Source organism: Zunongwangia mangrovi (genome assembly GCF_900112105.1).
Taxonomy (GTDB): Bacteria; Bacteroidota; Bacteroidia; order Flavobacteriales; family Flavobacteriaceae; genus Zunongwangia; species Zunongwangia mangrovi.
In genome coordinates this window covers 127163-148907 of record NZ_FOKV01000004.1, presented here as the reverse complement: position 1 = coordinate 148907, position 21745 = coordinate 127163, and the positions used below count along the sequence as shown (strand labels likewise).

At 35.9% G+C, this 21745-nt stretch carries 23 protein-coding genes; 10 read left to right on the top strand and 13 right to left on the bottom strand.

The window, feature by feature from the left end; genetic code table 11:
- Positions 1-34 precede the first annotated feature (34 nt).
- The 4 genes from BM201_RS11085 to BM201_RS11070 all read right to left on the bottom strand — a co-directional run bounded on the left by BM201_RS11085 (position 35) and on the right by BM201_RS11070 (position 3365).
- Positions 35-763 carry a sulfotransferase-like domain-containing protein gene (locus BM201_RS11085; RefSeq protein WP_245758622.1) on the bottom strand — a complete coding sequence of 243 codons (729 nt, stop codon included), beginning with the start codon at positions 761-763 and terminating at the stop codon, positions 35-37.
- A gap of 28 nt (positions 764-791) precedes the next feature.
- Positions 792-1703 carry an aminotransferase class IV gene (locus BM201_RS11080; RefSeq protein ID WP_175487027.1) on the bottom strand — a complete coding sequence of 304 codons (912 nt, stop codon included), beginning with the start codon at positions 1701-1703 and terminating at the stop codon, positions 792-794.
- Between the two features lies 1 nt (position 1704).
- Complete coding sequence (locus tag BM201_RS11075) at positions 1705-2280, bottom strand: pentapeptide repeat-containing protein (RefSeq protein WP_092542609.1); 576 nt, start codon at positions 2278-2280, stop codon at positions 1705-1707.
- Positions 2281-2786: 506 nt separating this feature from the next.
- On the bottom strand, positions 2787-3365 hold the full coding sequence (locus tag BM201_RS11070; protein ID WP_092542607.1) for an NUDIX domain-containing protein: 579 nt from the start codon (positions 3363-3365) through the stop codon (positions 2787-2789).
- 149 nt (positions 3366-3514) lie between these two features.
- Here BM201_RS11070 and BM201_RS11065 point away from each other — a divergent pair, with 149 nt between their 5' ends.
- A complete protein-coding gene (locus tag BM201_RS11065; RefSeq protein WP_092542605.1) occupies positions 3515-3922 on the top strand; it encodes a VOC family protein in 408 nt (135 codons plus the stop codon).
- Positions 3923-4007: 85 nt separating this feature from the next.
- A complete protein-coding gene (locus BM201_RS11060; RefSeq protein WP_092542603.1) occupies positions 4008-5048 on the top strand; it encodes a GMP reductase in 1041 nt (346 codons plus the stop codon).
- A 78-nt stretch (positions 5049-5126) separates the two neighbouring features.
- Here the strand turns inward: BM201_RS11060 and BM201_RS18360 are convergent, their stop codons facing one another.
- The 3 genes from BM201_RS18360 to BM201_RS11045 form a co-directional block, all read right to left on the bottom strand.
- A complete protein-coding gene (locus tag BM201_RS18360) occupies positions 5127-5363 on the bottom strand; it encodes a PLD nuclease N-terminal domain-containing protein (RefSeq protein ID WP_092542601.1) in 237 nt (78 codons plus the stop codon).
- Between the two features lie 309 nt (positions 5364-5672).
- Positions 5673-6896 (bottom strand): diaminopimelate decarboxylase, encoded by a 1224-nt coding sequence (gene lysA / locus BM201_RS11050; RefSeq protein ID WP_092542599.1) that lies wholly within the window; start codon positions 6894-6896, stop codon positions 5673-5675.
- A 108-nt stretch (positions 6897-7004) separates the two neighbouring features.
- Positions 7005-8180, bottom strand: a complete 1176-nt coding sequence (locus tag BM201_RS11045; RefSeq protein ID WP_092542597.1) for an MFS transporter — start codon at positions 8178-8180, stop codon at positions 7005-7007.
- Positions 8181-8495: 315 nt separating this feature from the next.
- Between BM201_RS11045 and sucC the strand changes: the two genes are divergently transcribed.
- Positions 8496-9689, top strand: a complete 1194-nt coding sequence (gene sucC, locus BM201_RS11040; RefSeq protein ID WP_092542595.1) for an ADP-forming succinate--CoA ligase subunit beta — start codon at positions 8496-8498, stop codon at positions 9687-9689.
- 177 nt (positions 9690-9866) lie between these two features.
- On the top strand, positions 9867-10217 hold the full coding sequence (locus BM201_RS11035) for a hypothetical protein (protein ID WP_092542593.1): 351 nt from the start codon (positions 9867-9869) through the stop codon (positions 10215-10217).
- A 113-nt stretch (positions 10218-10330) separates the two neighbouring features.
- On the opposite strand, the gene BM201_RS11030 is transcribed toward BM201_RS11035, so the two are convergent.
- Positions 10331-11137: an MBL fold metallo-hydrolase gene (locus BM201_RS11030; protein WP_092542591.1), complete on the bottom strand. Its 807-nt coding sequence runs from the start codon at positions 11135-11137 to the stop codon at positions 10331-10333.
- Positions 11138-11206: 69 nt separating this feature from the next.
- Entirely contained in the window at positions 11207-11665 is a 459-nt protein-coding gene (locus BM201_RS11025; protein ID WP_092542589.1) for a GNAT family N-acetyltransferase, read from the bottom strand.
- Positions 11666-12230: 565 nt separating this feature from the next.
- Between BM201_RS11025 and BM201_RS11020 the strand changes: the two genes are divergently transcribed.
- From BM201_RS11020 to BM201_RS11005, 4 genes are all read left to right on the top strand, one after another.
- Complete coding sequence (locus BM201_RS11020) at positions 12231-12428, top strand: hypothetical protein (protein WP_092542587.1); 198 nt, start codon at positions 12231-12233, stop codon at positions 12426-12428.
- A 59-nt stretch (positions 12429-12487) separates the two neighbouring features.
- Positions 12488-14116, top strand: coding sequence for an alpha,alpha-trehalase TreF (gene treF, locus BM201_RS11015; RefSeq protein WP_175487026.1), 1629 nt, complete (start codon positions 12488-12490; stop codon positions 14114-14116).
- 43 nt (positions 14117-14159) lie between these two features.
- Entirely contained in the window at positions 14160-14978 is an 819-nt protein-coding gene (locus BM201_RS11010; RefSeq protein WP_092542585.1) for an SDR family oxidoreductase, read from the top strand.
- 189 nt (positions 14979-15167) lie between these two features.
- Positions 15168-15704, top strand: coding sequence for a sigma-70 family RNA polymerase sigma factor (locus BM201_RS11005; RefSeq protein WP_092542583.1), 537 nt, complete (start codon positions 15168-15170; stop codon positions 15702-15704).
- Here the strand turns inward: BM201_RS11005 and BM201_RS11000 are convergent.
- The 4 genes from BM201_RS11000 to BM201_RS10985 all read right to left on the bottom strand — a co-directional run bounded on the left by BM201_RS11000 (position 15701) and on the right by BM201_RS10985 (position 19562).
- Entirely contained in the window at positions 15701-15991 is a 291-nt protein-coding gene (locus BM201_RS11000; RefSeq protein ID WP_139219206.1) for a hypothetical protein, read from the bottom strand. The two genes, BM201_RS11005 and BM201_RS11000, sit on opposite strands and share 4 nt — an antisense overlap.
- A gap of 164 nt (positions 15992-16155) precedes the next feature.
- The gene (locus tag BM201_RS10995) at positions 16156-16533 is read right to left on the bottom strand and encodes a PH domain-containing protein (protein WP_084841731.1); all 378 of its coding nucleotides are present in this window, start codon (positions 16531-16533) and stop codon (positions 16156-16158) included.
- 127 nt (positions 16534-16660) lie between these two features.
- Positions 16661-17713 (bottom strand): NAD(P)-dependent alcohol dehydrogenase, encoded by a 1053-nt coding sequence (locus tag BM201_RS10990; protein WP_092542579.1) that lies wholly within the window; start codon positions 17711-17713, stop codon positions 16661-16663.
- 109 nt (positions 17714-17822) lie between these two features.
- On the bottom strand, positions 17823-19562 hold the full coding sequence (locus tag BM201_RS10985; protein WP_092542577.1) for a thiamine pyrophosphate-dependent enzyme: 1740 nt from the start codon (positions 19560-19562) through the stop codon (positions 17823-17825).
- A gap of 236 nt (positions 19563-19798) precedes the next feature.
- Here BM201_RS10985 and BM201_RS10980 point away from each other — a divergent pair, with 236 nt between their 5' ends.
- On the top strand, positions 19799-20950 hold the full coding sequence (locus tag BM201_RS10980) for a trans-sulfuration enzyme family protein (protein ID WP_092542575.1): 1152 nt from the start codon (positions 19799-19801) through the stop codon (positions 20948-20950).
- Positions 20951-21004: 54 nt separating this feature from the next.
- Positions 21005-21721, top strand: a complete 717-nt coding sequence (bshB1, locus tag BM201_RS10975) for a bacillithiol biosynthesis deacetylase BshB1 (RefSeq protein ID WP_092542863.1) — start codon at positions 21005-21007, stop codon at positions 21719-21721.
- The last annotated feature ends 24 nt before the right edge of the window (positions 21722-21745 follow it).

The following is a 21745-nucleotide window of genomic DNA, read 5'->3' as shown; positions in this document are numbered from 1 at the left end:
AGCGAATTTCAAATATAATTATTTCTGAAATTATCTAAATTGAGCGTTGTTTTAAAACTTCGTAATGCGGAATACATTTTTCTAAAAGGGGTTTTAATTGCTTTGGAACTTCTTTTTCTTTTGGTTCATATTTATTGAAACCGGTAGAATTATGTACATTATTATACCAATGTGGTGCCCAAACTCCATCTTCTGGTAATGGCCCCGATTCCCAGTGTAACATATTTTCTTCAAATGGAATTCCTATAAAATCACATAGCTTTTTGAGTTTAGCTTCAGGATCCTTTAAGGTTTCAGTAGAATCCAGGACGATAGTTTCAGCATTTAATTTATCCAGTTCTTTTAAAATTTCAGTATGTGCTAAATAGCCAACATCCTGCATCGTTGGATTTTTGATCACTTGGTGGAAAGATGGAATCATATCCCTGGGATCTCTAGTAAGTAATACGTTTGTTACCTCTTTAAGAAAAGAAGTGTCAAGATTCAATAGATGATGCGTCATATTCTTAAAAAATAGCACAGGTTTTTCTGTGTTAGAGAGCATCATCTCTACAACTTTATTTCCGTCACATTCCATGCTATCAATAATTTCCTGTGCTCCCGGATGATAAGCTGCGGCATTGGTTTCTTTTAGATAATATCCATAAAGAGGTTCGTCATATACTTTGGTATCCCTACGCTGAGCAAAAGAATACATGGTCGCCGTAGAAATATTACGAGGGCAGGACCAAAGGCATATTCTTTTAATATCTGGTTTAATCATCTTGGTTAGTTGCTAATATTAGGTGTTTCTAAGCGCATTCTTCTTCGATCAATAGCTCGTAAAAATTGCTTAGTTTTTTGGTAAACTCACCGTATATACCTTTACCAATAATACGGCCATCGATTTTAGTAACTGGTGTGAGTCCGCCAAAAGTTCCGGTAACAAAAGCTTCGTCTGCGCTGTATACATCAAATAAAGAAAAGTTTTTCTGCCTACAAGCCACATTATGCTTTTCGCAAACTCTAATAATATTTTGGCGTGTGATGCCGTTCATGCAGTATTCTCCGGTAGAAGTCCAAACTTCATTATCACGTACTATAAAAAAGTTGGTTGCGTTACAGGTACTCACAAAACCATTAATATCTAGCATAAGAGCCTCGTCTGCGCCGCCTTCGATCGCCTGCACCAATGCCTGAACTTCATGAAGTTTAGAATGGCAGTTTAAACGTGGATCTAAATAATCTGGGCTTCCTCGTCTTATAGTGCTGGTAAATAATGTAATTCCTTTTTCTTTACTGTTTTCACTTGCTTTTTTATGTTCAGCAATAATGACGACATTAGGACCACTAATGGTTAATCTTGGATCTTGTGATGGCGTTTTTTTAATACCGCGAGTAATCATAACTCTAACATGAACATTATCCTGCATGTTGTTTGCCTGGATAACTTTCCATACTTTATCGAGTAATTCTTTTTTGCTAAAAGGAAAGCTCATACCAACGCTGGCAGCAGCACTCCACAATCGATTTAGATGCATGTCTGAAAATGCCAGATGACCATTATGCAATCTAAAAGCCTCCCAAATACCATCACCAACTAAATAACCGCTGTCAAAAACAGATATTTTGGCATCCTGTCGATCATAAAGTTCATCGTTTATCATGATCTTTATATTGGCATTTCTAGGATCTTCTATAGCATTGTGTGTTCCGTGGATCATATTATTCAATCTTTATATTGAAGCTTTGTAGTAGTCCGCTTAAATTATCTGAAGCAAAAATGGCTTTAGAAATTTGATTTTCTGCGGGATGGATATTATAGTTTGTGGCCGATCTAAAATCACATTTCTGGAGATTGGTATTTTCGAAAATAGCTCCCTGTAAGTTACAGTTGCTAAATGTTGACTCTGAAAAATCGGCTTCTGTAAAATCAACTTCTTTTAGTGAGCAACTTTCAAAAAAAGTATTCTTCAACTTAAGATTGTAAAAAGAAGAAAAATCTAAAGAGCAGTGATGAAATTGAAAAGAAAGTAAAAAATCGTTACAGCCATCAAAACCTAAACCTATAAGCTTACAATTTTCGAAATTTATCTGATTGAATTGTACATTTTTAATGTTTGCATTGCTGAAGTCGCAATCCACAAATTCACATTCAGAAAAGCTTACGGCCGATAGATTTACAGTATTGAAATTGCAGTTTTTAAAAATGCAATACTCATAATCCCCTTTTTTAAAACTTGTTTTTTGGAAATCTATATTTACAAACTCCTCTTCGTCACAATAAGTTCTATTGGTCATATTTAGAATTGGTTAACCGGTTGGGCAGAAATAAAGAGGCATTGCGAAATATCATCTTTTATGTTATTCTACGAAAGAACTACAAAGATACTCAAAGATCTCGCAAAAATCGGCTCTGTAAACTGAGGAGGAAATTTAGTAAAACTAAATTATAAAAGGAAAGTTAGAGCGCTTTTTTAGTAAGCGGAATAAAAAATAAGCTAACACCTAAGCCGAGAAGAGCTCCAGATACCAAAACAAGATCTCCGCTTCTATCTAATTCAAAAATAATCAGTGCGAATATTAGTGATACAGTTCCTAATATTCGTTGTTTTTTCATGCGTGGCATAAAAGGCCGGTTTGATGGTTAGGTTAGGAGCTTAAAGCTCGAAACAATAATTAGTTAGGTTAGGGTTATTTTTCGGTATGACCGCAATATATATCTAATTTTGGAAAAAATAATGCTAAAAATGTTAATATCGACTATAAAGCTAAAATTTGAAGTCAATTTTTTAACTAATCGAAAATTAATCCATTATTTTTTCGATTTTCATATGTTGCAAGAGCATGATCGTTTTGGCGTCTATGATTTCGCCTGTAAATATCATATTGTAAGCTTCGTCAAAATCATACTCTAAAACCTCGATTTCTTCACCTTCGTCTTCTAAACCACCACCTTTTGCAACTTTCATAGATTCATCGTAAGGAGCAACGAAGAAGTAAATTATTTCTGTTACGGCACCGGCTACCATATAAGAATGGAATAGCCTTTTTGGCGTTTCTATCTTATACCCGGTCTCTTCTTGTGTTTCTTTTACGACACATTCTTCGGGAGTAAGGCCATCTAAAAGCCCTGCACAGGCTTCGATCATATAACCATCATTATTTCCGTTTACATAGGTAGGAATTCTGAATTGCCTAGTTAAAATGATCTTATTGGTTTGTTTGTTATAAAGAATGATTGCAGAACCATCTCCCTTGTCGTAAACTTCTCGGTTATGTATCTGTTTGGTGCCATCTTTACGTTCAAAACTATAAACGTATTCATTTAGTGTTGCCCATTCTTTGGATAGTACTTTCTTTTCTAAAATTTCAATTTTCTTCAAGATCTCAACTTTTCTGGTAAAGTTATCATTTTTGCATTCCGCAGAAAACAGTTTTAAGGGGATTATTATAAAAGTAGTAACAAGCGGGATAATAGCAAATCTGTTTATCTTGCATTTTATATAGAATAAAAACTTTAAAATATTATAAGATGGACAATAAAGATAATTTCGGTTTAGAAAAAGATCATGATGCATTACTCGTTCAGGATTTAGAGGATTCGCTACAGTTCTATCGAGAAATTATGGGGTTTAAGGAAATCTACAATGCTGGTTTAGGTGAAAAGTTTAAATGGGTAAAGGCCAGTAACGATGTGCAAATTCATTTAATTGAAAGTACCGAGAAACCACAGAAAAATAAAGGAGTTCACCTGGCGTTCAATACTCCAAATTTAGATGATTTTATCGCATTGCTTCGGAATAAAAATGTTCCGTTCGAAAATAGTAAAGGTACACCAGATACTACCAATACACGTCCCGATGGTGTAAAACAAATTTATTTTCAGGATCCAGACGGATATTGGATAGAAGTGAATAACAGCAAGTTGGAAGATTTTTAAAGCTTAAGTATAGAATTTTACAAATTAAAGCTGAATTTTTAGAAAACTAAGGTCTATTTTTGAGAGTAACCAAATTAAAAGATGAATGAGAATTGAGCATGATTTAAAACTTGGATTTAAGGATGTAATGATACGACCCAAGCGATCTACTTTAAAAAGTAGGTCTCAGGTAAGTTTAGAAAGAGAATATACATTTTTACATAGCAATATAAAATGGACGGGCGTTCCTATTATGGCCGCCAATATGGATACTGTTGGTACTTTTGAAATCGCTAAAAAGCTGGCAGAAAGAAAATTGTTTACTGCGATCCATAAACATTATTCGATCGAAGAATGGTCTTCATTTTTAAAAGAAACTTCTGCAGATCTTAAGAATTACATAGCGGTAAGTACTGGAACAGGAAAAGAAGATTCTACAAAGCTGAAGGAGATCTTATCGCTATCTGAAGATTTAAAATTTATATGTATAGATGTTGCCAATGGATATTCTGAACATTTTGTAGAGTTCGTGAAAAATACACGTGAAAGTTATCCAGATAAAGTGATCATTGCGGGCAACGTGGTTACTGGAGAAATGGTAGAGGAATTACTTATTGCTGGCGCAGATATTATAAAAGTAGGGATTGGACCAGGATCTGTTTGTACTACTCGTGTTAAAACAGGTGTTGGCTATCCGCAATTATCGGCGATCATTGAATGTGCAGATGCTGCACATGGTTTGGGCGGACAAATAATTAGCGATGGTGGTTGTGCTATTCCCGGTGATGTAGCGAAAGCTTTTGGTGCTGGTGCCGATTTTGTGATGCTTGGCGGAATGCTAGCAGGGCATGACGAAAGTGGAGGGGATATTATCGAATTAAACGGAGAAAAATTTAAACGTTTCTACGGAATGAGTTCTTCTACCGCGATGGATAAACACGCTGGGGGTGTAGCCGAATATCGAGCGAGTGAAGGTAAAACCGTTGAGGTGCCTTATCGCGGTCCCGTTGAAAATACATTACAGGATATTTTAGGCGGAATTAGAAGTACCTGTACCTATGTTGGTGCAGCTAGATTAAAAGAATTAACTAAAAGAACCACATTCATTCGGGTGGCCGAACAGGAAAATAAGGTCTACAGCAAATAAACAAGAAATCTGTATAAAAATAAAAACTCCTGCTATAAGCAGGAGTTTTTATTTTGGTCGAAAACGTTATAGTCAATATTAAATATTTGACTGAATCTCTGTGTTTAAAACTTGTTCTCTTCCGATCGATAGGTAAAGGAATGATCCTATAATAGGGATTAGAATCACAACCAAAGTCCACATCAATCGCATCTTCTTCTTAAATGAATTAGAATTCCTTACAATACTCAGAATACAAAATGCCGGAAAAATTATAGCCAGCAATCCTAAAGATTGTAGAATAAAGAATTGTAATTCTTGATCTATAAAATTCATAATACAATGTTAAAGTGTTTGGTCTTACGAATATAATAAAAATATAAGACAAAATTAAGTTTGTGTTAATTAAATTCCATCTAAATATTAAATATTCATTTCTGAAAAAACCATTAAAAGTTTCTAGATGAAGCAATAGTAGGGCTTTTGGAAAAGTCTAGATTAATTCAGGTATCTTAAAATAATCTTAATTTTAACATTTGAAAAGAAAGAAGTTAAACGAAAAAAGGAACAAAATTCATCTAATTTTAGCTTTTGGATTAGATGAATTTGCTCCTCTTTTTTTATAATAAGAATTTAAGTTGAAGCTTATTTTTCTTTTTTAGCGGCGAAGTCTAGTTCTACCTGGTGTCTTAAAAGGTCATCAAATGTTTCTCTTTCTCTAATAAGATGAGCTTCGCCATTGTACCATAAAATTTCAGCAGGGCGGAATCTAGAATTAAAATTGCTGGACATGGAGTAACAATAGGCTCCGGCATTGCTAAATGCAAGAACGTCTCCTTCAGTAATTTCAGTAATTCTGCGATTTGATGCAAAAGTATCGGTTTCACAAATATATCCTACAACCGAATAGAATCGTTGTTTTCCGTTAGGATTAGAAATATTATGAATTTCGTGATGCGAACCATAAAACATTGGTCTTATCAAATGATTAAAACCAGTATCGATACCTGCAAAAACCGTCGATGTTGTTTGTTTGATCACATTCACTTTCGCTAAAAACTTTCCAGATTCGCTAACCAAATATTTTCCTGGCTCGAAAGCAAGTGTGAGTTCTTTACCATATTCGGCACAAAAAGCTTTAAATTTTTTAGAAAGCTGGGCGCCTAATTCTTCAATATCGGTTTCAATATCACCAGGTTTGTATGGCACTTTAAATCCGCTTCCAAAGTCAATAAATTCAAGATTCTTAAAGTTTTTAGCGGCATCAAATAAAATTTCAGAAGCCTGAATAAACACTTGGATATCCAGAATATCACTACCGGTATGCATGTGAATTCCGTTAATGGTCATCCCGGTATTTTCAACAATCCTCTTTAATAAAGGCATTTGATGAATAGAGATTCCAAATTTAGAATCGATATGTCCAACAGAAATTTTAGAATTTCCTCCAGCCATCACATGAGGATTGATCCTTATACAAACGGGAGTTTTAGGATGGCGACTTCCAAATTGTTCTAAGATTGATAGATTATCAATATTGATCTGAACGCCAAGTTTTGCCACCTCTTCAATTTCTTCTAAAGAAACCCCATTTGGTGTAAAAATAATTTTAGAAGGATCTACACCCGCTTTTATACCTAGTTGTACTTCCTGAATACTTACCGTATCAAGACCGCTGCCCAAAGTATTTAAAAGTTTAAGAACAGAAATATTAGAAAGCGCCTTTACCGCATAATGAATTCTTAGGTTTTTAACGCTGCTAAAAGCATTGGTAAGACGTTTATACTGCGCCTCGATTTTTTCAGCATCATACACATAAACAGGGCTACCATAATCGGCGGCAATAGCAAGAAGATCTTGATTTGTCATTTCTATTCTCTAATTTTTTCTGAAGCCAAAAATACAGGGCTATTTGTTTCCTTAGCAAAAGAATGCTAAAAAAATAACGAATTCAAACAATTTGTTATTTCTGTAGATTTAAGACTGTGCGGTTTGGGTGGCTTTTTTATTCTTCTTTCGTATGTAAATGACTACAAAAGTGATCACGATACCTGCACTGGCCATCCCTGCACCTACAAGATCTGCAGATGTATATGCGTAACCTGCAGCGATAGGTAAGCCTGCCAAGTAAGCACCAGAAGCATTTCCCATATTAAAAGCACTTTGATTTAGGGAAGATCCCAGCATCTCTGATCCTTTAGCCGAATTGATCACCGCCATTTGTACTGGTGTAGAAAGGCAAAAAGCAATCGTTCCAATTAAAAATGTCATTACCAAAACACCAATTTTATCATAGGCGAGATAGGTATTAGACACTAAAGCTATTACCATCAAAATAAGAGCGATTAATACTGCGTAAATAGGAGAGAAGCTTTCAGCTAATTTGGCTCCTATAAAATTACCTGTTACCATTCCTAAACCTGCGAGGATCATTGCGTAACTAACGATAGTTTCAGGATGTCCGGCAACTTCAGTAATTAAAGGAGCGATATAACTATACCATGCAAAGAAACCTCCGGTACCAATGGTTGTAAGTAAAATAACCATCCAAAGCTCTAATTTCTTTAAAACTTTAAAATCTTTCGCGATTCCATCTGGCGAACTTTTTGGAAGCTCTGGCATCCAAAACTTAATCCCAAGTATAGCACAAATGCCCACGATACCTACCAGCATAAAGGCAACATTCCAGCTAAAATTATGTCCAAAATAAGTTCCAAGAGGGACACCAATCACATTTGCCAAAGTAAGTCCTGTAAACATGGTAGCAATGGCTCTGGCCTCTTTGCCCGGTTTCGCCAGTTTGCTGGCCACAACGGCACCAATCCCAAAGAATGCACCATGGGGTAATCCTGATAAAAATCTAGAAATAAGTAAAAGCGTATAACTATCTGCAAAGGCAGATAAAGAATTAAAGACCGTAAACCATAGCATTAAAAAAAGCAAAGTTTTGTGTGCCGGCCATTTGCCGCCGATACCGGTTAAAAGTGGAGCACCAACAACAACACCTAGAGCGTAAGCCGAAATAAAATGTCCTGCCTGCGGAATGCTAATATCTAAAGCTGTGGCAACATCTGGTAGAATTCCCATAATTACAAACTCGGTCATTCCTATACCAAATCCACCTATAGCTAATGCGATTAATCCTTTATTCATATGCTATCCTAATTATTCCCAGGTTAGGGAAGCTGTTAACTATTTAAAATTCAACTCCCTATTAATGCTTTAAATTGAAGCGATTAATTGAGTTTGAAATAAAAGCGCAAAAATAGTTGAGAATCCGCAGAAATAAGAAAATACTTGGCATTATTTACGATAACCTTATAGTCTAATAGAAAATATTATGGGATCTAGCACTAAATCCTTGAATTTAGCCGGCTTTATTTCAATCTTAAGGAAAATTTGTTGGTCTAATACTTTTACATTTGTTACTTTTGTTTACCATAATTAAAACTGAAGAAATACCTGATTATGAATATACACGAATATCAAGGAAAAGAAATTCTAGGTAGCTTTGGAGTACGTACTCAAAGAGGGATCGTAGCCCAAACTGCAGAAGAAGCTGTAAAAGCCGCAAAAGAATTAACAGAACAAACCGGGACTGGATGGCATGTGATCAAAGCACAGGTTCACGCTGGTGGTCGTGGTAAAGGTGGCGGTGTTAAGCTTGCAAAAAACCTAAAAGAAGTAGAGCAGATCGCAGGAGAGATCATTGGGATGAATCTAGTAACTCCTCAAACTTCTGCTGAAGGTAAAAAAGTTCATCAGGTATATGTAGCAGAGGATGTTTATTACCCGGGAGATAGTGAGCCAGAAGAATATTATATGTCTGTTTTACTAAATCGTGCTACTGGACGTAATATGATCATGTATTCTACAGAAGGTGGGGTGGATATCGAAACTGTTGCTGAAGAGACTCCGCATTTAATTTTTACTGAAGAGATTGATCCTGCAACAGGAATTTTGCCTTTTCAGGCTAGAAGAATAGCATTTAATCTTGGTCTTAGCGGGACTGCTTTTAAAGAAATGACAAAGTTTGTAATGTCTCTTTATACTGCTTTCGATAAGTCTGATTCTTCTTTATTCGAAATTAACCCAGTGCTTAAAACAAGTGACGATAAGATATTAGCTGTAGATGCTAAAGTTACTTTAGATGATAACGCACTTTTCCGTCACAAAGATTACGCAGAAATGCGTGACAAGCGTGAAGAAAATCCAACAGAAGTAGAAGCTAAAGAAGTTGGCCTTAACTATGTAGATCTAGACGGTAACGTAGGATGTATGGTGAACGGTGCAGGTCTTGCAATGGCAACTATGGATCTTATCAAGCAAGCAGGTGGTGAACCAGCAAACTTTCTTGATGTAGGAGGTACTGCAGATGCTAAACGTGTAGAAGAAGCTTTTAGATTGATCTTAAAAGATGATAAGGTAGAAGCAATTCTAGTAAATATTTTTGGAGGTATTGTTCGTTGTGACCGTGTGGCGCAAGGTATTGTAGATGCTTATAAAAATATGGGTGATGCGATTAATGTACCAATTATTGTTAGATTACAAGGTACTAATGCAGATGTTGCTAAGAAATTGATCGACGAAAGTGGATTAGCAGTTTCTAGTGCTGTGCAATTTAAAGAAGCAGCAGATAAAGTACAGTCTGTACTTTCTTAATCTGTTTTTATATAAAAAACCAGAAAAAGCTCGCCTTTGGCGGGCTTTTTTTATGTCTATTAACAGGATCTTTAAATGATAAAACGTTAAAAACATCTTAAAAATCAGCGAATTGTGTAACAAAAGATGTTTTAACACCGTCTTTTAGATGTATTAACTTTTTAAACATTTTTAATCATGAAAAGATTCCAATCTTTATTGCTAGCCTTAGCAATCGCAATTTGCAGCACGGTAGCTGTAAATGCAAACAATCCAGAAGCGGCTACTCAGCCAGATCCAAGAATGATGAGTATAGAAATTTCTTCTTTACTAAAACATCACAAATTAAATCTTAAGAAAGATGCTCGTGCCAATGTACTTTTAGCTATTAACAAGGATAACGAAATCGTTGTTTTATCTGTAGAAGCAGAGAATAAAGTAGTAGAGCGCTTTATTAAAGAAAAGTTGAACTACAAGAAAATTAACTGCCCGGTTAATCCAGAAGTAGAAGAATTTAAATTACCAGTTACCCTTAAGGCAACCAAATAACCGCCCTGTCCTAAATATCAATCAATAAACGTAGAAAACTACAAAGGCTGTGAGCACATCAACTCACAGCCTTATTTTTTGTATTAAATTGAAATAAAATTTATACTCAAAAATTACATTTCTGGATACCAATCTAATAGAACCACTTCTATGCTATCGCTTTTTTCTTCTACAAGCGATTTAAATTTTTCAACATCTGCTAGTCCGTCTTGTCCACGATAATGATAAGGATATACTTTTTTAGGGGCAAATGCTAAAACTCCTTCTGCAGCCTGATCTACCGGCATGGTATAAGGAAGATTCATACAAACGAGTGCAGCATCGATATTTTCAAGATTACGCATTTCAGGAATATCTTCTGTATCTCCAGAAATATACAAACGCTTTCCACCTTTTTCTAACACATAGCCATTACCGCGACCCTTTACATGCATGGCATCTTCAGCTTCTGGTAAATTATACATTGGGATAGCTTCAATTGTAAAACCTTCAATTTCCATTTGATCGCCATTAGCCATAACCAACAATTTACTTTTTAGGGTTCCGGGTAATTTTTCCTCTACAGCTTTTGGAACAATAATTTTGGTATTTCCTAATTTAAGACCTTCTAGTGTTTGTGCGTTCATATGATCGCCATGAATATCTGTAACTAATACAAAGTCTGGTTTATCCATTTCAGCAAAAAGTTCGGCTCCACCTACAGGATCTGTATAAAAAACAGCGTCTCCCCAATTAATAACAGCGGTAGCGTGAGAGATAGGTTCGATATTAATGCTGGCATCTTCAGCCATACGCATTTCTTCGTTTGATCCAGTTGTATCTTCCGCAGGAATCATTTCGCCAGGTTCAGCTTCAGACTTATTGTTCTTGCAAGCCATTAAAGCTGATATTGTAAAAAGACTTAGAATTAATTTTTTCATTGTGCTTGATTTTGATTGCTGTATAAAATTACAGAAGACATATAAAATAAGAGCTTGTTTTACAAAGATTTAAGATAAGCTGAGTTTCATTTTAATATCGCCACGGGCGTAAGGATTGTTTTCTTCTATCGGTATTTCTATAAAACCAAACTTTCGGTAGATATGCAATGCGTTTTCTAGCTTTCTACTGCTGTAGATGATAAGTTCCTGCCAATCCTGATCTCTTGCAAAATTGATAGTAAACTTCATTAATTTCTGGCCAATTTGCTTTCCGCGGTGATCTGGGGAAACCGCCATTTTTGTTAATTCGAAAATTCCGTCATCGATCTTCATCAGCGCTACACAGCTAATGATCTGGTCGTTATTCTTTACAAAGAATATTTGTCCACCAGGCTCAATAATATACTTTTCAGGTTTTCCTAAAACTTCTTCATCGTGTGGCTCTACCCAAAAGAATTTTTCTAACCACTCGATATTCAGATCTTTAAAGTCTCGACTATATTTAGGTTCAAAACTTATAATTTCCATGTCTCAAATTTTTCAGCTAAAGTATCATTTTAGGAAATAATCGCGACTTAAATATTTAATTTCTTAGTCTTTATCACCACTTCAGAATCTTAAGAGATGATTTTCGATCTGACTTTATTTCAACCAATCTCTATTCTACAAATGAATTGAATATACCTGCTACTGGGTATTTTTATTTATATTGATTGTCAGTATATTACATGTGATTTAGATGGCGCTTAGCTTATCTAATTTCTAAAATTGTTTGTCTTAGCCTTAAGATATCTGCTAGCTCTTCAAAGAATTAAACGCATTTGTAGCTTAATTATAACGAATACAGAATTAGAAATTAAAGCTTTACTTGTAGATTTTTTTGAAGAGCATTCAGCAGATCTACACCGAAATTGCTAAAAACCAGATCCATTTTTTACAATATTAATCTCTTCTGGATTTCTAACTGTAGATCTCAAAAAGTGCTTTAAAAAAGTTTGCTAAATATACTTTTTAAGGAAATATCCCCTTGGGTGGGTATGTCTTTACATTTCGCTTTTAACTAATCTTGTATCGATCATCTAACCTAACCATAATGAAATTATTTACATCTATTAGTATTTTAAGTATTATTCTTTTTCTGGCCTGTAGTGGTATTTCAGGAGAAGAAAGTATTCATTTTTCTAGTCCTCAAAAAAAGCAATTAAATAAGAGTGATGTAGATTCGGTGCGTTTCTTTTATAATGGTTCGCATCGTATTAAAAGAGGACAACGCTCAATTAAGCGAACATAACTTTCCTAAAGTAAAGGATCTTATCTATATTTATATACGTTCTAACTGAATTAAAAAATATGATAAGATTTCAACTAAAATCGGTTTATACATTTCTAATTTTTCTTTGCTTTTTAGGTTGTAAAGAAGAGGCTGGGCAAGAAACTACAGCAGTAGAGAAGGAAGTTGTGATTCTACCTCCTGAAGAATTATACGGCGATCTATTTTATGATATTCAGCAGAACGAAAATCTCTTTAGTGATAGTAAAACCTTTGTAGATGCTGTTCCAGAGAAAAATATTGACAGTATAAAAACCGAATATCAGAAATTTAAAACAGAAGGCGACTCAGCGATTTTAGGCTTTTTGAAGGATAATTTTCAGATTCCCGGAGAAGAAGAATCAAAAGAATATCAAACAGATTCTTCAGATATAGATTCACACATCAAAAAATTATGGTCGGTTTTAAAACGCCCGGCAGACGAGGAGTTAAGCGGAACTTTAATTCCGTTGCCCAATCCATATATTATTCCCGGTGGCCGTTTTAGAGAGATCTATTATTGGGACAGTTATTTTACGATGTTAGGACTTCAGGTTGATGGAGAAGTGGAAACCATTCAGAATATGGTGGATAATTTTTCCTTTTTAATTAACGAATTTGGATTTATACCTAACGGAAATCGCACCTACTATTTAAGCAGATCACAACCACCATTTTATGCGCTAATGTTAGATGTTTTAGCTGAAGAAAAAGGAGATAGTATTTATGCTGAATATTTACCAGAATTAGAAAAGGAATATCAATTTTGGATGAAAGGAGCGCAAAATCTTTCTGAAAATGATTCGGTTGTAAACCGTGTTGTGCGAATGCCAGACGGAAGTATTCTTAATCGATATTACGATGATAATAATACACCGCGACCAGAAAGTTATCGAGAAGATATAAAAACTGCGGAAGAAGCTGTCGCTACAAATGAAGATCTAACCGAAGAAGAAGTTTACCGAAATCTAAGAGCTGCAGCCGAATCGGGTTGGGATTTTTCAAGCCGTTGGATAAAGCCAGATGCTAGCGGAAACTTCAATTTATCTGCTATTCATACTACAGATATTTTACCGGTAGATTTAAACAGTTTGTTATATCACCTGGAAAAAACGATCGCAAAAGCATATTTAATTAGCGAAAATCCAAATAAAGCCAGGGAATTTAAAGAACGTGCCGAAGATCGCGCAAATGCTATAGAAAAGTACTTTTGGGATGCTTCAAAAGGATTTTATATGGATTACGATTTTACTACAGGAGAACATACTTCAGTGGTTTCTGTAGCCGGAGTTTACCCCTTATTTTTTGAAATATCTTCCGAAGAAAAAGTAAAAAAAGTTGCTGAAATTATCGAATCTCAGCTTTTAATGGAAGGTGGCGTAGTAAGTACCCCAAATCATAGCGGGCAGCAGTGGGATGCACCAAATGGTTGGGCACCGCTACAATGGATGGCCTATAAAGGACTTCAGAATTATGGAATTTCAGCATTAGCTAATACCATTAAAGAGCGTTGGACAAGCCTGAACGAAAAAGTTTATAAGAATACTTACAAAATGACCGAAAAGTATAATGTTGAAGATCTGTCTAAAGAAAGTGGTGGTGGCGAATATCCAACGCAAGACGGATTTGGTTGGAGCAACGGAGTTTATAAGAAATTAACGTCTAAATAACATAAATTGAGTTTCAATCTGGCTAACTTTAAAATAAAAAGTTATGTCGAAGGAAAATCAAAAATTAAGTGGCCAAACATCGATTATTACCGGATCTAGTTCTGGGATTGGTAAAGCTATGGCCATTGCGCTGGCCAAAGAAGGCTCTAATGTGGTGATAAATTATCACTCTAGTAAAGAAGAGGCCGAGGAGGTTGCGCAAAAAATTAGCGAAGAGAAGGGATCGGGTGAAGCTATCGTGATACAGGGTGATATGAGTAAAGAAGATGATGTACTTAATCTTTTTAAAACCACAATCGACAAGTTTGGAACGCTGGATGTTTGTATTCCGAACGCCGGAATGCAAAAAGATGCTGCTTTTCACGAAATGACTTTGGATGATTGGAATGCGGTGATTAACCTAAATCTTACCGGGCAGTTTTTATGTTGTCGTGAAGCTATTAAAGAATTTATGCGTCGCGGTATGCGACCGAATGTTTCAAAATCCTTGGGGAAAATTATCAATATGAGCTCTGTTCACGATATAGTTCCATGGGCTGGCCATGCAAATTATGCGGCTTCTAAAGGCGGAATTCAGCTTTTAATGAAAACGCTTTGCCAGGAATATGCCAGTAAGAAAGTGCGAGTAAACAGTATTGCTCCCGGCGCGATAAAAACAGATATCAATAAAGATGTTTGGGAAACCAAAGAAGGTCGTGAGAAAATGAAAGAAACTATCCCTTATGATAAGATTGGGGAGCCAGATGATATTGGCCGTGTAGCTGCCTGGTTGGCTTCAGACGAAGCTGAATATATAAACGGAACAACCATTTATGTAGACGGCGGAATGACCTGTTACCCTGGTTTTAAAGGAAACGGATAATTTTTTAATAAAAATTGTATCTTTTTAGAGCAATTACAGTCTACATTTAAAAGTTTAGATATGAGTAAATGTAAATGTACACAATGTGAATGTGATAAGTGTAATTGCGTGAACTGCGCTGCAGCAAATTGCCCATGCGATACCTGCAATTGCGATAAATGTTCTTGTTGCGCTTAGAAAAAGATTGTTATGGATACCAGGGAAGTTTGGGATAAATATCAGAAGGAATTTTATTTTTTTATTCTGAAGCGAGTAAAGAATGAAGATGCTGCTATGGATATTTTACAGGCTTCTTTTTTAAAGATCCATAAAAATTTGGATAAACTGAAAGATCCGGGAAAATTGAAATCCTGGGCCTTTCAGATTATTCGAAATGAGATAAACGACCAATTTAATCATTCAAAAATTTCAGTCTCCACTACTGATTTTCAGCAATCTGAAGAAGTTTCTCATCCATTTATAGAAGTTTGCTGTTTCGATAAATTTTTAAATGAATTGCCACAGGAATATCAAGAAGTCATGAAATTGGTATATGTTGATGGTAAACCACAAAAGGAAGCGGCAGAACTAGCAGGTATTTCATTAGCAAATACGAAAGCTCGAATTCGACGTTCTAAGACTATTATGAAAAATCGCTTCAAGGAATGTTGCAAATACGACACAGATGTTAACGGCAGACTAACAGGGCAATCCAAATGCGCGTTGTGTGAATATTTTTATATTTAGTTTTTATCTAAAACGTATCGATCTCCAATTTTATTAGTTAAAATACCTTCATTATCCTGCAAAGTAAACCTCCAGTCTCCGGTTAAGATCAAAGACCAGTCAAATTCGGCGGTCCAAATGCATATATTGGAGAACGAGATTGTATAATTATTTACAACGTAGTTTCCTTCACTAATCGCCGGAAATTTTGCAAATTTAGTTGCACCGATATAAATTCCATCAATAAAACTTAAACTGACTTCCCCGGGACGCTCACCGCTTTCAAAAAAATCCTGTATAATTTCCATTAATTTCAGAATACAGATCATCACCACTACAGCTGGTAAGAAAGATACAAAGGCCTATTAAAAGTAGTTTTTTCATTTTTAGTTTAGTATCTAATTTCAAGATGCTAATAATACTAGATGGTTGCTTGAAATTTAAAATGCTATAATTTTCTTCGGAAATAAAATTATAGCACGAAAGCCGCTAAAATCTTCTGAACTTCATAAATATCTACACTGGTATTAAACTTTTTGCAAATTGATGGATGTTGCTCTCCAGAGATCCAGATCTTAAGCTCGGCATCAAGGTCAAAACTACCGGCAGTTTCAACACTAAAGCGAGAAATGCTTTTGTATGTAACCGAGAAATATTCAGTTTTCTTACCTGTTAAACCCTGAATGTCTACCAGGATTAGTCTTTTATTGGTGAAAATAAAAGTATCCCGAACAAGTTTGAATCCAGCTTCAATAGTTTCTGAAGGGATTAGTAGTTTGTGATATTTCTCTTCTAATTTTTCTTTGCTTATGGCTCCCGCATTACCTAATAATGATGAAAATATGCTCATGATTTATTTGAATTTAATGAATAAAAAAACTGCCAATAAGTTACAAATCCGAAGATCACAACTTAAAGGCAGTTTTATAAATCTTTGTTATATTTTATCGAATCTTAATTCGATACCTAAACTCAAATTAGTTTTTAAGCGATTGCATATCGATTACAAAACGGTATTTTACATCGTTACTCGTTACACGATCGTAAGCTTCGTTGATGTTTTGCATATCGATCATTTCGATATCTGAAACTATATCGTGCTCACCACAGAAATCTAACATTTCCTGCGTTTCTTTAATTCCACCAATTAAAGAACCGGCAACACTTTTTCTTCCCATAATCAATCCGCCCCCATGGAATTCTAATGGTTCTATAGCACCAACTAACACCATTGTTGCATCTCTTTTTAATAACCCGATATATGGATTAATGTCGTGCTTAACAGGAACTGTATTTAGTAAAAAATCAAAACTTCCTGCATGTTCAGCCATTTGCTCTTCATCTTTAGAGATCAAAACCTCGTCTGCGCCTAATCTTTTAGCATCCTCGCTTTTACCAGGAGAAGTAGTGATCATAACCACTTTTGCACCTAAAGCATGCGCAAATTTAATTCCCATATGCCCAAGGCCACCAAGACCAATAACACCTACTTTGTCACCTTCTTTTACATTCCAGTTTCTAAGAGGAGACCAGGTTGTAATCCCAGCACAAAGAAGCGGAGCTACACCTTTAGTATCTAAATTTTCAGGAACGTTTAAAACAAATTTTTGGTCAACAACAATTTTTTCAGAATATCCACCAAAAGTGTGGCCACCAAGATGTTCGTCCTTACCATTGTAAGTTCCAACCATTCCGTTTTCACAGTATTGCTCTAAACCATCTTTACAAGACTGGCAATGCTGGCAGGAATCTACCATGCATCCAACACCAACAAGTTGTCCTTCTTTAAATTTTGAAACATTTTTCCCTATGCTAATTACTCGTCCAATAATTTCGTGACCAGGCACAACAGGATATTGAGAACCACCCCAATCGTTTCTTACGGTATGGATATCACTATGGCAAACTCCGCAGTATAAAATATCAATTTCTACATCATCAGCTAGTGTTTCGCGACGATCAATTTGCAATTGCTCTAGATCTGCTGTATTCGTTTTTGCACCGAATGCTTTTACTTCTGTACTTTTCATAATGTTCACTTTTTTGCCAAATTAGCCGAAATGTGATCCAATTAAATCGCGCACGCTAGGTTTAACTCATTTTTAACGAAGGATCTTAACCTAGATCAATTTTTTAGGTTTAGAAGATCTCTTTTAGATATTTCATATCAGATTTTGCAGTATCGATCACATCGGCGGTTTTTCCATTGATCATCATTTTACTCATGGTCTTAGCGAAACCTTTTACCTGTTCAAAATTGATTTCTGGTGGCATCGCTAAAGCATCGGGATCGGTAAAGATATTGACTACTGCCGGACCTTCGTGTGCAAATGCTTCAGATAAAGCTTGTTTCACATCTTTTGGATCTTCAACAACCCAACTGTGGATATTCATGGCTTTAGCAATAAGTGCAAAATCTGGATTTACCATATCGGTTTGCCATTCAGGATAACCTTCAACCTGCATTTCTAATTTCACCATGCCCAAAGAAGCATTGTTAAAAATAACAATTTTCGCCGGGATGTTATATTGGCTAATGGTCATTAAATCGCCCAAAAGCATCGAAATTCCACCATCACCACAAAGTGCGATCACCTGGCGGTCTGGATGTCCTAAACCTGCACCAATAGCCATTGGCATTGCATTGGCCATCGATCCATGATTAAACGAACCGGTTAAATATCTATTTTTCTTCCCTTTAAGATAACGAGCTGCCCAAACAGCGCTCATTCCTGTATCTACAGTAAAAATAGCATCGTCTGTAGCGATCTCATCAATTACCGCAGCAACATATTCTGGATGGACTTTCTTTTCCTCGCCTTTAGCTAAAACATAGCTGCAATATTTTTCTTCAACCTCTTTGTGCACTTCTCTCATGTCTTCCAAAAACTTGGTTTCACTCTTCGTTTCTATTAGTGGAAGAAGCGCTTCTAAGGTATCTTTAATTTTACCGTGATAACCAAAATTAACTTTCGCACGACGACCAATACGTTCTGGCTTTTCATCGATCTGGATAATGGTATTTTTTTCAGGAAGAAAATTGGTGTAAGGGAAATCTGTACCTAGAAGCACTAAGGCATCAGCTTCATGCATGGCTTTAAAACCAGATTTTGTTCCAAGCAATCCATTTAATCCTACAGCATAAGGATTATTTTCTTTATCGAAATATATTTTTCCGCGGAAGCTAAAGCCCATAGGAGCATTTAGTTTTTTTGCCAGTTGCATTACTTCGTTCTGAGCATCCTTACAACCGTGACCGCAGTAAAGCATTACTTTTTTATTCTCGTTAATTACTTTTGCAAGAGTTTTTATTTCTGAATCTCCTGGTTGTAGTTTAGAGCTCGTAAAATAGTTTTGTTCTGAAGTGGTAATGTGAGTAGCATCTGCTGAAGCAACATCGCCAGGTAAGCCCACAACGCCAACACCTTTTTGATGGATAGCATGCTGAATCGCACTTTGAAATCCATGTGCTGCCTGTGCTGGAGTGTTTGCCATAAAGCAGTATTTGCTACAATCGTCAAATAACTTTGTCACATTAGTTTCCTGAAAATTTTCAGTACCCAGTTTATCGGTTTCTACTGTCGAAGCAATTGCAATAACAGGATTGCCTGCTCTATTGGCATCATAGAGTCCGTTTACCAAATGGACATGTCCCGGGCCACTACTTCCCATACAACATCCTATGCCGTCTAACTCGGCATCCATCGAAGCCGCATATGCTCCGGCCTCTTCGTGACGTACATGAATCCATTGTAACCTGCCATCACGGCGAACAGCATCGTTAACTGGATTTAGGCTATCGCCAGTAACCGCATAAACACGTTTTACACCAGCTTCTACAAGCATTTTCACTAAAAGATCTGCAACAGTATTTCCCATAATTTTTCTTTTTCTTTATGTAATCTAAAGGTAGTGCGAAAGCCCTTTTTTTGTTGTTAAACAGGTGGTAAAGCGAAGATTGTAAATGCTAAGAAATTTATAAAATTTAAGCTGAAAGTAAGGCGAATTCGATTTCGGATAAAGATTCTCTTAAGACTTTATGGGAGAAAGGCAGTTAATCTATAGTAAATACAAGCTTAACTTCTTAAATTAGTTGCCTTAAATTAAAGAAGTTCATGGATAAAAAATATAAAGGCATTAATACGATCTGTACTCATGCCGGAGAATTAGAAGATACACAATTTAAAGGAGCTGTTTCCCCATTATATATGTCAACATCTTATGCTTTTGAAGATGTTGAGGTAAAACGCTATCCACGATATTTTAATACGCCAAATCAGGTTGCTTTAGCGAAAAAAATGGCTGCTTTAGAACATGGTGAGGCTGCACTGATCTTTGGCAGCGGAATGGCGGCCGTGAGTACGGCTTTGCTTTCTCATGTTCAAACAGGAGATCATGTGGTACTTCAAAATACATTGTACGGTGGAACCAGTAATTTGATCACTGAAGAATTCGATAAGTTTAAGATCGAATATAGTTTTACTAAAGATGCGAGTCCTGCGTCATTTGAAGCTGAAATTAAAGAAAACACGAAGGTAATTTATATCGAAACTCCTTCTAATCCTTTGCTTACCATTACTGATGTAAAAGCTGTGGCCGATTTAGCGAAACAGAAAGGTTTGGTAAGTATGATCGATAATACTTTTGCTTCACCCGTAAATCAAAATCCAATAGATCTAGGGATCGATATTGTGATCCATTCGGCAACAAAATATATGGGAGGTCATAGTGATATTCTTGCAGGCGTAGTTATTTCTTCTGAAGAAAAAATCGATACCGTATTCCAAATGGCTAAGAACCTTGGTGGAAATTTAAGTGATTATACGATCTGGCTTTTAGAGCGAAGTTTAAAAACCATGGGACTTAGAGTAAGAGCGCAGAACGAGAATGCACAAATTCTTGCTGAATTTCTACATGAGAATGATAAAGTTGCCAATGTTTATTATCCAGGCTTAAAATCACATCCAGATCACGAATTGGCGAAAGCCCAGATGAAAGGATTTGGAGGGATGCTTTCTTTTGAACTTGCTGAAGGTTTAGATGCTGAAGTATTTCAGAAAAAATTGAAATTGATAAAATCTTCGATGAGTTTAGCGGGAGTAGAAAGTACGATACTTTCTCCGTCAAAAACTTCACACGGACTTTTAACTCAAGAGGAAAGAGCACAACAGGGAATAAAAGACGGATTATTAAGATTTTCTGTAGGAATCGAAGAATCTGAGGATCTTATTGAAGATATACAACAAGCCCTCGAAGTGATAAGCTAGAATAAATATTAAAAAGGCTATACCTTTGTTGCAAAAAAATGAAATAGAAAAATGATAAAGCTAGATATTTTGGCCGTAGGTGCTCATCCAGATGATGTAGAACTTAGTTGCTCTGCCACTTTGGCCAAAGAAATAGATCGAGGAAAAAAAGTTGGGATCTTAGACTTAACAAGAGGAGAGTTAGGTACTCGCGGCACTGCTGAAATTAGAGATAAGGAATCTATAGATGCAGCAAAGATCTTAGGTGTGCATGTACGTGAAAATGTAGGTTTTGCAGATGGTTTCTTTACGAACGATAAAGAGCATCAGCTAGAGATCATTAAGATCCTTAGAAAATATAAACCAGAGATCGTTTTTTGTAATGCCATAGACGATCGTCATATCGATCATGGTCGTGGATCTAAATTAGTGAGTGATGCTTGTTTTTTAAGTGGTTTACGCCGAATAGAAACTAAAATGGATGGCGAAATCCAGGAAGCCTGGAGACCAAAACAGGTTTTTCATTATATCCAGTGGAAAAATATAGAACCAGATGTAGTGGTCGATGTTACCGGATATATGGATAAAAAGATGGAATCTGTAAAGGCTTATAAGAGTCAGTTTTTCGATCCTGATAGTGATGAGCCAAATACGCCTATTTCCAGCAACAACTTTTTTGATAGTGTGATCTATAGAGCACGTGATTTAGGCCGAATTATCAATACTGAATATGCCGAAGGTTATACTGTAGAACGCTATGTAGCAGTCGATTCGATATTTGATTTAATTTAATTGAAAATTTTTCTTTGCGGAATT